This is a genomic window from Adlercreutzia muris (genome assembly GCF_041223505.1).
Classification (GTDB): Bacteria; Actinomycetota; Coriobacteriia; order Coriobacteriales; family Eggerthellaceae; genus Adlercreutzia; species Adlercreutzia muris.
The window spans coordinates 327,414-339,902 of the sequence record NZ_JBCLQK010000001.1 but is presented as its reverse complement, the minus strand read 5'-3'; the positions used below and the strand labels follow the sequence as shown (position 1 = coordinate 339,902).

10 protein-coding genes are annotated in these 12,489 nt (G+C 69.1%); 8 read left to right on the top strand and 2 right to left on the bottom strand.

Annotated features, from left to right (window positions below; genetic code table 11):
- Positions 1-61: 61 nt before the first annotated feature.
- Positions 62-1,144, bottom strand: a complete 1,083-nt coding sequence (locus AAK988_RS01335; protein WP_289636181.1) for a beta-ketoacyl-ACP synthase 3 — start codon at positions 1,142-1,144, stop codon at positions 62-64.
- A gap of 201 nt (positions 1,145-1,345) precedes the next feature.
- Here AAK988_RS01335 and AAK988_RS01330 point away from each other — a divergent pair, with 201 nt between their 5' ends.
- The 8 genes from AAK988_RS01330 (at position 1,346) to AAK988_RS01295 (ending at position 10,908) form a co-directional block, all read left to right on the top strand.
- Positions 1,346-2,311 carry a nitronate monooxygenase gene (locus AAK988_RS01330; protein ID WP_282191312.1) on the top strand — a complete coding sequence of 322 codons (966 nt, stop codon included), beginning with the start codon at positions 1,346-1,348 and terminating at the stop codon, positions 2,309-2,311.
- A 13-nt stretch (positions 2,312-2,324) separates the two neighbouring features.
- Entirely contained in the window at positions 2,325-3,293 is a 969-nt protein-coding gene (locus tag AAK988_RS01325) for an ACP S-malonyltransferase (RefSeq protein WP_369873141.1), read from the top strand.
- 7 nt (positions 3,294-3,300) lie between these two features.
- Entirely contained in the window at positions 3,301-4,059 is a 759-nt protein-coding gene (gene fabG, locus AAK988_RS01320; protein WP_151431682.1) for a 3-oxoacyl-[acyl-carrier-protein] reductase, read from the top strand.
- Entirely contained in the window at positions 4,056-5,348 is a 1,293-nt protein-coding gene (locus AAK988_RS01315) for a beta-ketoacyl-[acyl-carrier-protein] synthase family protein (RefSeq protein WP_369880283.1), read from the top strand. Before fabG ends, AAK988_RS01315 begins: the two co-directional genes overlap by 4 nt.
- 116 nt (positions 5,349-5,464) lie before the next feature.
- Positions 5,465-5,917 (top strand): 3-hydroxyacyl-ACP dehydratase FabZ, encoded by a 453-nt coding sequence (gene fabZ / locus AAK988_RS01310; RefSeq protein WP_135970093.1) that lies wholly within the window; start codon positions 5,465-5,467, stop codon positions 5,915-5,917.
- A 34-nt stretch (positions 5,918-5,951) separates the two neighbouring features.
- Positions 5,952-8,552, top strand: coding sequence for an acetyl-CoA carboxylase, carboxyltransferase subunit beta (accD, locus tag AAK988_RS01305; RefSeq protein ID WP_369873143.1), 2,601 nt, complete (start codon positions 5,952-5,954; stop codon positions 8,550-8,552).
- Positions 8,553-8,661: 109 nt separating this feature from the next.
- Positions 8,662-9,510, top strand: coding sequence for an SDR family oxidoreductase (locus AAK988_RS01300; RefSeq protein WP_369873144.1), 849 nt, complete (start codon positions 8,662-8,664; stop codon positions 9,508-9,510).
- A 12-nt stretch (positions 9,511-9,522) separates the two neighbouring features.
- Complete coding sequence (locus AAK988_RS01295) at positions 9,523-10,908, top strand: dicarboxylate/amino acid:cation symporter (protein ID WP_369873145.1); 1,386 nt, start codon at positions 9,523-9,525, stop codon at positions 10,906-10,908.
- 562 nt (positions 10,909-11,470) lie between these two features.
- On the opposite strand, the gene AAK988_RS01290 is transcribed toward AAK988_RS01295, so the two are convergent.
- A complete protein-coding gene (locus AAK988_RS01290; protein WP_151431674.1) occupies positions 11,471-12,460 on the bottom strand; it encodes a diaminopimelate dehydrogenase in 990 nt (329 codons plus the stop codon).
- Between the last annotated feature and the right edge of the window lie 29 nt (positions 12,461-12,489).

Below are 12,489 nucleotides of genomic sequence, written 5' to 3'. Positions count from 1 at the left end.
TATGGAAGAGGCCCGCTCGTCGAGCGGGCCTCTGTGCGTTCGGGGGCTTTCGGCTTGGATGCTAGATGCGGAAGGCGCAGGCGCCGGCGGTGAGCCCTCCGCCGAAGCCGGCCATGAGCGCGATGTCGCCGACGGCGAGCTTTCCTTCCACGAGCGCCTCGTTCAGGGCGATAAGGGCGCTTGCTCCCGACACGTTGCCCGTGTGGTCGATAGTCACCTGGAAGCGTTCCGAGGGCATGCCCATCTTCTTCGCGGCATAGCGGATGATGCGCTCGTTGGCCTGGTGCGGCACGTAGAGCGTCACGTCCTCGGGGGAAAGTTGGGCCCGGGAGAGCGCCTCCTCGATGCAGCGCACCATGGCCGAGGTGGCGAACTTGAACACCGCCTGGCCGGCCATGCGCATGTAGGGATCGCAGGGCGCCTCAGCGGCCGCGCGGGCGGCCTCGTCACTGACGGCGTCGAAGGGCAGCGGCCGGTCGCAGAAGGCGCTGTCGCACCACAGCACGTGATCGGTGTCGTCGGTGTTCTCCATGTAGCTGGACAGCATCCCGTCCGCGTCCTCGCGCCATTCCATCACCACGGCGCCAGCCCCGTCGCCGAACAGGATGCAGGTGGCGCGATCGTCCCAGTCCACCAGGCGACTGAGGCGCTCGGTGGCCACTACCAGGATGCGGCGCAAGGGGTTGCGGCGCGGCGGCCGGCCCGCGGCCTTTGCGGCGGCGATGTCGGCGGCCGAGGCTGCCAGCAGCATGTCGGCAGTGGAGGTGCCGTAGACGCAGCCCGAGCAGGCGCAGGACATGTCGTAGCACACGGCGTTTACCGCGCCGATGCGCTCGCGGATGAGGGCCGCCTGGGAGGGGAAGGCCGCGTCGGGCGTGAGGGTGGGGCAGATGATCATGTCGAGGGAGGCCGGGTCGATGGCGCCCTCCTCGCGCTGCCAGCCGCCCTCGGCCTGGCCGAGAGCCCGCAGCGCCGCCTCGGCGCCCAGGTCGGTGCCGGTCTCGTGCACGGCGATGGCGCGGGTGTGGATGCCCGTGCGGGGCACGATCCACTCGTCGGTGGTGTCCACGATCTGGCCGAGCTCGTCGTTGGTGACGATGCGCGCCGGCAAAGACTTCCCCGAACCGATAATTACGCTGCCCACAGCTGTTCCTTTCCCGACAAATGCCCGTTCCTGCGCTATGATACTGACCGCATTAAAGGCAAGCTTCTCCATCAGCAATAAGATGTTTGGTGAAGATTTTAGACGCGCAGTCAGTTTTTTAGGCAAATTCCTTAAGATTTCTCAGATAGTTTAGCAGAGACGCGATGTGCGCGGCGCCGCAAGAGAAGGAGAGCACGCTTCATGAAGACCCGCATTACCGAGCTGTTGGGAATCGAGTACCCCGTGGTGCAGGGGGCCATGGCCCGCATCGCCGACGGCGGCCTGGCCGGCGCCGTGAGCGCGGCGGGCGGTCTGGGCATCATCGCCTGTGGCGGTGCGAGTCTCGAATGGATTCGCGAGGAGGTGGCCCGGGCCCGCGCGCTGACCGATAAGCCCATCGGCATTAATGTGATGCTCATGGACCCCCGTGCCGCCGAGGTGGCCGAGCTCGTGTGCGAGCTGGGCGTGGAAGTGGTCACCACCGGTGCTGGCAGCCCTGCCAACTATATGGCCGCCTGGAAGGAGGCCGGCGTGAAGGTGGTGCCCGTGGTGGCATCGGCGGCACTCGCGGCCCGCATGGAGCGCCTGGGGGCTGACGCGGTGGTGGCCGAGGGCACGGAAGCCGGCGGGCACATCGGCGAGCTCGCCACCATGGCCCTCATCCCGGCCGTGTGTCAGGCGGTGTCCATCCCCGTCATCGGCGCCGGCGGCATCGCCGACGGCCGCGGCATGCTGGCCGCCTTCGCCCTGGGTGCCGAGGGCGTGCAGTGCGGCACCCGCTTCCTCACCGTGGAGGAATGCAGTGTGCACGATGCCTGGAAGGAGAAGGTGCTCGCGGCCAAGGACTCCGACACCATCGTCACCGGGCGCGGTACGGGGCATCCCGTGCGCGGCCTGAAGAACAAGTTCGCCCGCGAGTGCCGCAAGATGGAGATGGCGGCCAAAAGCGGCGAGGAGCTGGAGGGCATGTACGCCGGCTCGCTCGCTCGCGCGGTGGCCGGCGACGTGGAGAACGGCTCGGTCATGGCCGGCCAGGTGGCGGCGCTCGTGGCCGAGCGCGGCACGGCGGCCGGCGTCATCCAGGAGATGGTGCGCGAGGCCGAGGCCCTGGCCGGCCGCACCCTGGACGAGCTGGCGGCCCTGAACAGCCGCCGCGAGCGCGCGTAAGGGGGGGGCGGCGATGACTTCACTGCTCGATGAGGCCCCTCTGGCGCCGCTCGGCCCGACGGGGCTCGTGTTCATGGCTTCGGGCCAGGGCTCGCAGCGGCCTGGCATGGGTGCCGACCTGCTGGACATCCCCGAGGTGGCCGCCACCTTCGCCTGCGCCTCCGACGTGCTCGGCCGCGATGTGGCGGCCCTCGTGCGCGATGCCGCGCCCGAGGAGCTGAACGACACCCGCAACGCGCAGATTGCCATCAGCGCCCTGTCCATCGGCATCGGGTGGGCGCTTGCGGCCCGCGGTATCGTGCCCGACGCGCTGCTCGGCTTCTCCCTCGGCCAGATTTCCGCCATGGTGCTGGGTGACATGCTGGACGAGGAGGCGGCCTTCGCCCTCATCGCCGAGCGCAGCCGTCTCATGGGCGAGGCGGCCGATGGGAACCCCGGCGTCATGAGCGCCTTTTTGAAGATCACTTTGGACGAGGCCCAGGAGCTGTGCGCGGCCTGCGCCGAGGGCGAGGTGCTCGTGCCCGCCAACCTGAACGGCGGCGGCCAGATCGTCATGGCCGGCACCCCGGCAGCCGTCTCGCGCGCCGAGGAGGCCTGGGCCGCTTCCAAGGGCCGCTTCTCGCGCCTGGCCACCTCGGGCGGCTTCCACAGCCCGCTCATGGCCCCGGCTGCCGAGCCCTTCGCCGCCTACCTGGCCGGTGTGGACTTCCGCGAGTCGGCGGTGCCCGTCATCGGCAACGTGCACGGCGCCCCGCTTGAGGTCGCCACCGTGCGCGAGGAGCTGGTAGCCCATCTAGTGAGCCCCGTGCAGTTCGAGGCCAGCGTGCAGAAGTTGGCCGCCGCCGGGGCGCAGATGTTCGCCGAGGTGGGCTTTGGCGGGGTGCTCGCCAACCTGGTGAAGCGCATCGACCGCGCCGCCCCGCGCGCGGCCATCCAGGATCGCGCGAGTTTCGACGCCTTCGTGGCGGAAAACGGAGAGTAGGAGATATATGACTGAGACCCAAGAGCGCCGCGCCGCCGTCGTGACCGGATCGACCCGCGGCATCGGGCGCGAGATCGCCCGCGAGCTGGCCGCCGCCGGCATGAACGTGGTGGTGAACAGCTCGTCTGAGAAGAGCCTGCCGGCCGCCGAGGCCCTGGCCGCCGAGATCGCTGGACAGTTCGGCGTGGAAGCGGTGGCCGTGGCCGCCAACGTGGCCGACGAGGCCGAGGCCAATGCGCTCATCGCCGCGGCCACCGACGCCTTCGGCCGCGTGGATGTGCTCGTGAACAACGCCGGCATCACCCGGGACGGCCTGGCCGCCCGCATGGGCGACGAGGACTTCGACGCCGTCATCGACATCAACCTGAAGGGCACCTTCCACTGCTGCCGCGCCGCCGCCAAGGTGATGATGAAGCAGCGCTGGGGCCGCATCATCAACATGTCCAGCGTGGTGGGCGTCTACGGCAACGCCGGCCAGGTGAACTACGCCGCCTCGAAGGCCGGCGTCATCGGCATGACCAAGACCCTTGCCAAGGAGCTTGCGCGCCGCAACATCACGGCCAATGCCGTGGCTCCCGGCTTCATCGCTACCGACATGACCGACGCGCTCTCCGAGGCCCAGAAGGAGGCCATCGTGGGCCGCATCGGCAGCGGGCGCTTGGGCGAGCCGGCCGACATCGCGCACCTGGTGCGCTTCCTCGCCTCGGACGAGGCGTCCTACATTACCGGTCAGGTTATCTGCGTGGACGGAGGCATGTCCCTATGAGTGAGAACATGAGCGAGAGCGTGCAGACCCGCCGTCCCGACGGCACCCATCGCGTGGTCATCACCGGCGTGGGCGCGGTGACGCCCGCCGGCGTGGGCGTGGACGCGCTGTGGAGCACCCTTATGGAGCGCGGCTGCTGCATCGGGCCCATCGAGCGCTTCGACACGACCGACTACGAGGTGCACATCGGCGCCGAGGTGCGCGACTTCGACGGAGTCGAGCACGGTCTTTCCAAGAAGGAGGCGCGCCGCTTCGAGCGCTTCGTGCAGTACGCCATCGTGGCTGCCGACGAGGCGCTGGCCCAGTCCGGTTTGGAGGTGACCGAGGCGAACCGCGACCGCATCGCCGTGGTGTTCGGCACGGGCATCGGCGGCATCGACGAGCTGCAGAAGAGCTTCGCCACCTTGGAGGAGAAGGGCCCCAAGCGTGTGAACCCCCTGTTCATTCCCACGATGATCGGGAACATCGCCGCGGGCAACCTGGCCATCCGCTACGGCATGCGCGGCGAGTGCCTGAACGTGGTGACCGCGTGCGCCACCGGCGCCCACTGCATCGGCACGGCCCTGCGCGACATCCGCCACGGCTACATCGACGCGGCGCTCGTGGGCGGCACCGAGGAGTCCGTGAGCCCCATCTGCATCGCCGGCTTCACGAACCTGTCGGCGCTCACCCGCGCCGAGGACCCGGCTCAGGCCTCGCTGCCCTTCGACGCCCGCCGCGGCGGATTTGTGGCCGGCGAGGGGGCCGGCGCGCTCGTCATCGAATCGCTGGAGAGCGCCCTGGCCCGCGGGGCTGCGCCCATCGCCGAGATCACCGGCTTCGGCAGCACGGGCGACGCCTACCACATGACCGCCCCCGACCCGGAGGCCTCGGCCATTACGGCTGCCATGGCCGCCGCCCTGGCCGAAGGGGGCTTCACCCCGGCCGATCTGGGGCACCTGAACGCCCACGGCACCGGCACCCCGGCCAACGACGCCGGCGAGTCCAAGGCCCTTGCCAATCTCATGGGCAGCGCCGAGGCCGCCGCAGCGGTGCCCGTCACCTCCATTAAGGGCACGACGGGCCATATGCTCGGCGCCGCCGGTGCCGTGGAGGCCATCGTGTGCGCCCTGTCCGTGGCCCGCGACGCCGTACCTCCCACGGCCGGCTTCGCCGAGCCCGCCGAGGACTGCCCGGTGGCCGTGGTCACCGAGGCTCTGACCGACTACCCCCAGAAGGTGGCCCTGTCCACGTCTCTGGGCTTCGGCGGCCACAACGCCGCTGTGGCCTTCTCGCCCTATAAGGGCTAGGGGCCTATCGGCGCAGGGCATCCCGCAGGTGCCCTGCGCCTCCCAGTGCACAACCGCCCCGCGGGGCGCGGGAAGGACGGCGGCTGCGGGGCGCGCGTCCTGTCGAGGAGAACGATATGACTGACGAGACGACGCTGGCGCCGCTGCCCTGGGGGCGCGACGTTATCGAGAGCATCCTTCCGCACCGCGACCCGTTCGTGTGGGTGAGCCGCGTGGTGGCCATCGAGCCGGGGCAGTCCATTACCGCCGAGCTGGATGTGCCGGCCGACCTGGATATCTTCCGCGGGCATTTCCCCGACCACCCGGTGCTGCCGGGGGTCATCATCATGGAGGCCTTGGCCCAGGCCGCATCCATCGCCATGCTGCAGGCGCCCGATCTGCGCGGGCATATCGGCTTTCTCGCCGGCATCGACGGCGCGAAGTTCCGCCGCCAGGTGGCTCCGGGCGAGACCGTTACCCTGACGGGGCGCATCGTGAAGTCCTCGCGTCGCTTGGTGGTGGCCGAGGTGGAGGCATCCGTGGACGGCGAGGTGTGCGCCACGGCAACCCAGAAGTACGTGCTCGCCTAGGGCGCGTCGGACCGAGAGCTAGAGGGATCGAATCATGGCTAAAACGGCATCCAAGTACATCAGCTTCGACAGCGACGGGCGCCTGTTCGCCGATGAGACCGTCGGCGTCGAGGAGCCGGCCGCGGCCGAAGCGTCTGAGAACCCGTCGTTGAAGGCGGCGGTGGCCTACGCCCTGGACGCCATCGTGGACGCGGCGAGCGCCCTGCCCGAGAACGCCGCCGCTCTCATCGCACCGGCGCCCAAGGCCGCGCCGGTGGATCCCGAGGAGGCCACGCTCACCGTGGACTGCGATGTGCGCTCCACCATTGGCGACGACTTCGCCGTGACCGCGACCGAGGGGGCCGACGGGCGCCCGCGGGCCCTCGTGGTGGCCTCGGCTAAGAACGCCCGGGCCTTCGTGGGCCCCATGGAGCAGGCCGGGCTCGACGTGGTGTTCGCCACCGTGGACAACCGCTCGCTCGACGGCTTCGCCCGCCGCCAGCTGCCCACCTACAACCTGGGCAGCACCTCGGCGGCAGTCAGCGCCGAGCAGCTGTCCGGCAACATCTACACGGTGCTGTCGGCGGCCAAGGAATGCGGCGCGTCCCTCATCTTCATCGACAGCCCCACGGCCGCCCTGGCCGAGGACGAGTACTTTCTGCGCCACGCCCGCAAGCGTGGCCTGCGCGTGTTCGCCCCGGCCGCCGAGGGCACCCAGCTCATGGGTTGGGTGGAGCTGCTGCCTGCCGCCGATGGCCTGGCTGTGCCCACCGCTGCCCCCTGGGAGAGCGCCGCGCCCGCGGCCGCCGACGATGACGAGGGCCCCACCCACTGGCGCCGCTGCCACGCCTGCAAGCTCTTCTTCGACAAGGAGGAGATCATCTCCGAGGGCTTCACTTGCCCCGCCTGCGGCACCCTGCAGCGCATCCGCTCCGACGAGCGCCTGGCCCTGACCGTGGATGCGGGCTCCTTCGAGGAATGGAACGCCCAGATGGCCGATTCCAACCCGCTCGACTTCCCCGGCTACCTCGAGAAGATCGCCGACCAGCGCGAGAAGAGCGGCCTCGAGGAGGCCGTGCGCACGGGCCGGGCGACCATTGCCGGGCTGCCCGTGGCCATCGGCGTCATGGAGTCCGGCTTCTTCATGGGCTCCATGGGGCATGTGGTGGGCGAGAAGGTGGCTGCCCTTATCGACCGCGCCATCGAGGAGCGTCTGCCCGTGGTGGTGTTCTGCGCTTCCGGCGGTGCTCGCATGCAGGAGGGGCTCACCTCCCTCATGCAGATGGCGAAGGTGTCCTGCGCCGTGGAGCGCCTGGGCCGGGCCGCGCTGCCCTTCATCACCGTGCTCACCGATCCCACCACCGGCGGCGTGACCGCGTCCTTCGCCATGCAGGGCGACATCATCCTGGCCGAGCCGGGCGCGCTCATCGGCTTCGCCGGCCAGCGCGTCATCCGCGACACCATCAAGCAGGAGCTGCCCGAGGGCTTCCAGACCGCCGAGTTCGCCCTGGAGCACGGACTCATCGACGCCATCGTGGAGCGCTCCCAGCTGCGCTCGGTGCTCGCCCAGATCCTGGCCCTGCACGCGCCGAGCGACCCGTCGCGCATCGTCACCTACCACAGCGTCATGGATGCTCTGGAAGTGGGTGCGGGCGCCTACGGCACCGTGTCGGTGGCCCCCGAGGCCCGCATGGTGGGAGAGCGCATTCGCGCCGAGGAGGCCGCGGCCGGTTTCCTGCGGAAAGTGCCCGTGGTGGGCAGCCTCATCGGGCGCGGCGCAGGCGAGAGCACTGCCGAGGAGGCCGACCGCCGCGAGCTGGATCGCTATGCCCGCCGCGAGGCCCGGCGCGCCAACGTGAGCGCCGATGCCGCTGCCGGCAGCGCCTGGGAGAGCGTGCAGATCGCCCGCAACGTGCACCGGCCCACGGCCAAGCGCTACATCGACGGCATCGTGGAGGGCTTCATCGAGCTGCACGGCGACCGTGCCTTCGCCGACGACGGGGCCATCATGGCCGGCATCGGCTGGATTGCCGGGCACCCGGTCACGGTGATCGCCCAGGAGAAGGGCGCGACCTTGGCCGACCGCGTGGCCCGCAACTTCGGCTGCCCCCAGCCCGAGGGCTATCGCAAGTCGCTGCGTCTGATGGCCCAGGCCCAGAAGTTCGGCCGGCCCATCCTGTGCCTGGTGGACACCCAGGGCGCCTTCTGCGGCACCGAGGCCGAGGAGCGCGGCCAGGGCAACGCCATCGCCGACAACCTCGTGTTCATGGCCGGCCTTCGGGTGCCGGTGGTGAGCGTGCTGCTGGGTGAGGGCGGTTCCGGCGGGGCCTTGGCGCTTGCCGTGAGCAACCGCGTGGCCATGCAGGAGCACGCCGTGTACTCGGTGCTCTCGCCGGAGGGCTTCGCCTCCATCCTGTGGAAAGACGGCAAGCGTGCGCCCGAGGCTGCCGAGGTGATGAAGATGAACGCCCGTGCGGTGTTCGAGGGTGGCATCGTGGATGCCGTCATTTCGGAAGGGGAGGGTCCGGCCCACGAGAACCCCGATGAAGCTGTCGCCGCCGTGCGCGACTACGTGCGCGAGGCCTACGAGGAGCTGGCCGATCTGACCCCCGACGAGCTCATCGCCCAGCGCCAGGGGCGCTTCGCCCGGTTCTAAAGACATCGAGATAACCTTCCCGAAACGCTTGGACGGGCCGCCCGACAGGGGCGGTCCGTTCGTTTATGCTGGCCCTCGTGGAACCTCGTCGATGGGAGCAGCTATGCATATGGGACCGCGGAAGGTCATCTGGATCGCCGGCGCCACGGGGCGCATCGGCCAGGCCGTGGAGCGCCTGCTCGACCACGGCGACTACGTCATCATCACCACCGATACCGAACTGGACGTGACCGACCACGAGGCAGTGCTCCAGTACGTGTCCATCAATCGCCCCAACATCGTCATCAACTGCGCCGCCATGGCCGATGAGGCCGCCTGCGAGGCGCACCCGGTGGAGGCCTACCGCGTGAACGCCATGGGCGCCCGCAACCTGGCTGCCGCGGCCTGGTCGGTGGGGGCCTCCATCGTGCAGCTGTCCACCGACGATGTGTTCTCGGGCACCGAGCGCGGCAGCTACAACGAGTTCGACACGGTGCTGCCCCGGGACAACGCCTACGCGAAGTCGAAGATCGCCGGCGAGAACTTCGTGCGCGAGCTGAATCCCAAGCACGTTATCGTGCGCTCGAACTGGGTGTACGGGGCCGAGCCCGGCTACTGGCTGGCCGATCTGCTCATGGCCGCCCGTACGGGCACTCCCTTCCCCGTGGCCGAGAACCAGCTCTCGTCGCCCACCTCGGTCACCACTCTGGCCGCCTGCATCGTGGCCCTCATCGAGAGCGAGGAGTACGGGCTGTTCCACGCCGCCGACGAGGGGGTAACAAGCCGTCTGGGCTTCGCCCGGGAGGTGCTGCGCCTGGCCGGTCTTTCCGATGGGTGCCTGCGGCCCGTGAACGATCCCGCCGAGGCCCGCACCGTCAACCTCGCGAACCTTATGCTCACCATGACCGGCATTTACACGATGCCCACCTGGCAGGACGACCTGCGCGATTACCTGGCCGCCCACGATCTACTGGCCTAGGGGCGCCCTGCCATGGAGTTCCGCAACCATCTGCAACCGACCGAAGGGCCTGACGGTTCCGGTGGCCGCCCGCGCCTGCCCTTGAGCCGCCTGAGCCTGACGGGCCGCATCCTCATCGCTTTGGTGCTGGGGCTTCTGGTCGGCGTGGCCTTCCACTACCTGGTACCGGCCGGGCCCGTGCGCGACGACGTGCTTGTGGGCGGCGTCTTCTATCTGGTGGGCCAGGGGTTCATCCGGCTCATGCAGATGCTCGTGGTGCCGCTCGTGTTCTGCTCCATTGTCTGCGGGGCGGCGGCCATCGACACGAAGACCTTGGGATCGGTGGGCCTGAAGACGCTGCTTCTGTACCTGCTCACCACGGCCGCGGCCATCTCGCTGGCCCTCGGCGTGGGCAACCTCATCAACCCCGGCGAGGGGGTGGATATGTCGTCGCTGGCCGCGGTGCCCGGCGACGGAGATGCCGCGCCCCTCGACGAGGCGGCCGCGACGAACACCATGGACACCCTGCTCAACATCATCCCGAAGAACCCCGTGGCGGCCCTGGCCAATGGCGACATGCTGCCGCTCATCTTCTTCGCCCTGTTCGTGGGCATTGTGCTGGCCCGGCTCGGGCGGCGGGTGGAAACGGTGCACAGCTTCTTCGTGCAGTTCAACGACATTATGATGGAGATGACCTCGCTCGTCATGAAAGTGGCGCCCTTGGGGGTGTTCTGCCTGCTCGCGCGCACTTTCGCCAACGTGGGCTTCGAGGCTTTCCTGCCCATGGTGAAGTACATGGGCGCCGTGCTTGCGGCCCTGGCGCTGCAGCTGGGTGTGACCTATATGGCGCTCCTGTGGGTATTCGCCCGCATGGGTCCGCTCATGTTCCTGCGGAAGTTCTTCTCCGTGGCCGCGTTCGGCTTCTCAACGGCCACGTCGAACGCTACCATCCCGCTGAATATCGAGACCCTGGAGAAGAAGATGGGGGTGGACCGGCGCATCTCGTCGTTCACCATCCCGCTCGGCGCCACCATCAACATGGACGGCACCGCCATCATGCAGGGCGTGGCTGTGGTGTTCACGGCCCAGTTGTTCGGCGTGCCCTTGGGACCGGCGGAGTACGCCACGGTCATCGCCACGGCCACCTTGGCCTCCATCGGCACGGCCGGGGTGCCCTCGGTGGGACTCATCACGCTGTCCATGGTGTTCAACGCCGTGGGACTGCCCTTGGAGGGCATCGCGCTCATCATGGGCATCGACCGCATTCTGGATATGTGCCGCACGGCCGTGAACATCACGGGGGATGCGGTGGTCACCTCCATCGTGGCCAAGCAGGCCGGACGGGTGGATATGACGGTGTTCCGCGACCCTGATGCCGGCCGCGAGGTAGACGAGGTGCGTGTGGCGGTGCGCCAGTAGGTGCGAGGTGGATGACGCGCGTGGCGGTGCGCCAGTAGCGGGGCGCGGCGGCCCGTCGTAGCCGCGGAGCCCCCGTGCATCGCTCCGGCGCGATTTTCCGTGCTTCTTTAGGTGCGGTTTTCGTGCAGTAAACTCCACGAAATAGATGTCGGGTTCGATCTGCCATGACGGGTCGGCTACACGTCTTATTGCTCACCAGGGGAAATGCAGAATACCTCTCGGAGACGGTGTCTGTGGGCGCCCGCTCGGACGGGTGCTACATCTACTTCGCGGAGTTTGGTGGCCAAAAATGGCGTTTTCGGATTCTGCCGTGGAGGAAACACCGGATTTCAAGTGAAAAGCGGGCCGCCGAGTGGCGACCCGCCGTGAAAGCGGCGCAGCGATTGCTGCGAAGATGGAGCGCGCGGCCGCGAAGTGTGTGCGCACGCGGCATGGGCACGACGGCCATAGGGGCGGACGCTCCGGCCGTGAAGCGCGAGCGCGCAGCACGGGCACGACGGCCATGGGCGGCCGTGCCGCGCGCGCCGTTGAGCGCGCTCGCGCGGAGACGGGGTACTGCGGCCTACAACATGGTGGCGCGCAGCTCCTCGGGCGCGAGGGGCGACAGCAGCGCCGGGGCGATATCGAAGATGGTGCGGCAGCCGGTCTCGCCAGCGGCGGCCATGCGGGCGCAGGCGCGGGCGCAGGCGGCCAGCACGGAGCCGGTGAACTCGGGATTGGAATCCAGCTTCAGGGAATACTCGATCACGTGGGTGTTCTCGCCGTTTTCGCCGGTGGTGCCGGTGCGGATGACCGAGCCGCCGTGGGGGATGCCGGCGTGGTCGCGGTCGAGTTCCTCCTGGCTCACGAAGGTGACCGTGGTGTCGTAGTCGGCGAAGTAGTTCGGCATGGTGACGATGGCCTCTTCGATGGCGGCGGTGTCGGCGCCATCGGCGGCCACGACGAAGCACTCGCGGGTGTGCTTCTGGCGCGTGGTCAGCTCGGGGTTCGCGCCGGAGCGCACGGCCTCCAGGGCGGCGGGCACGGGCACGGTGTACTGGCGGGCGTCCACCACGCCGGGGATGCGGCGGATGGCATCGGAATGGCCCTGGGACACGCCGCGGCCCCAGAAGGTGTAGTCGGCGCCGTTGGGCATGATGGCGTTCGCGTACACGCGGCTCACCGAGAACATGCCCGGATCCCAGCCCACGGAGATGACGGCCACATGCCCCGCCTCGCGGGCGGCGGCGTCCACGGCGGCGAAGTGCTCGGGGATGTTGGCGTGGGTGTCGAAGGAGTCCACCACGTTATAGAGCGCGGCGGCTGCCGGGGTCTGCTCGGGCAGGTCGGTGGCACTGCCGCCGGCCAGCACGAGCACGTCGATATCGTCGGTATGGGCGGCCAGCTCGTCGGCGGCCCATACGGCCACGTTCTCGCCGTAGGGGTGCACGCTGGCGGGGTCGCGGCGGGTGAACACGCCGACGAGTTCCATGTCGTCGTTGGCGGCCACGGCCAGCTCAACGCCGCGCCCGAGGTTGCCGTATCCGAGGATGCCGATGCGAATGGGGTTCAAGGTTGCCTCCTAGCGTTGGTGATGGAAGG

Excerpts from the sequence above, each read along its gene's own strand:
- AAK988_RS01330 (WP_282191312.1), top strand. The coding sequence starts at position 1,346 with ATGAAGACCCGCATTACCGAGCTGTTGGGAATCGAGTACCCCGTGGTG.
- AAK988_RS01325 (WP_369873141.1), top strand. The coding sequence starts at position 2,325 with ATGACTTCACTGCTCGATGAGGCCCCTCTGGCGCCGCTCGGCCCGACG.
- fabG (WP_151431682.1), top strand. The coding sequence starts at position 3,301 with ATGACTGAGACCCAAGAGCGCCGCGCCGCCGTCGTGACCGGATCGACC.
- AAK988_RS01315 (WP_369880283.1), top strand. The coding sequence starts at position 4,056 with ATGAGTGAGAACATGAGCGAGAGCGTGCAGACCCGCCGTCCCGACGGC.
- fabZ (WP_135970093.1), top strand. The coding sequence starts at position 5,465 with ATGACTGACGAGACGACGCTGGCGCCGCTGCCCTGGGGGCGCGACGTT.
- accD (WP_369873143.1), top strand. The coding sequence starts at position 5,952 with ATGGCTAAAACGGCATCCAAGTACATCAGCTTCGACAGCGACGGGCGC.
- AAK988_RS01300 (WP_369873144.1), top strand. The coding sequence starts at position 8,662 with ATGGGACCGCGGAAGGTCATCTGGATCGCCGGCGCCACGGGGCGCATC.
- AAK988_RS01295 (WP_369873145.1), top strand. The coding sequence starts at position 9,523 with ATGGAGTTCCGCAACCATCTGCAACCGACCGAAGGGCCTGACGGTTCC.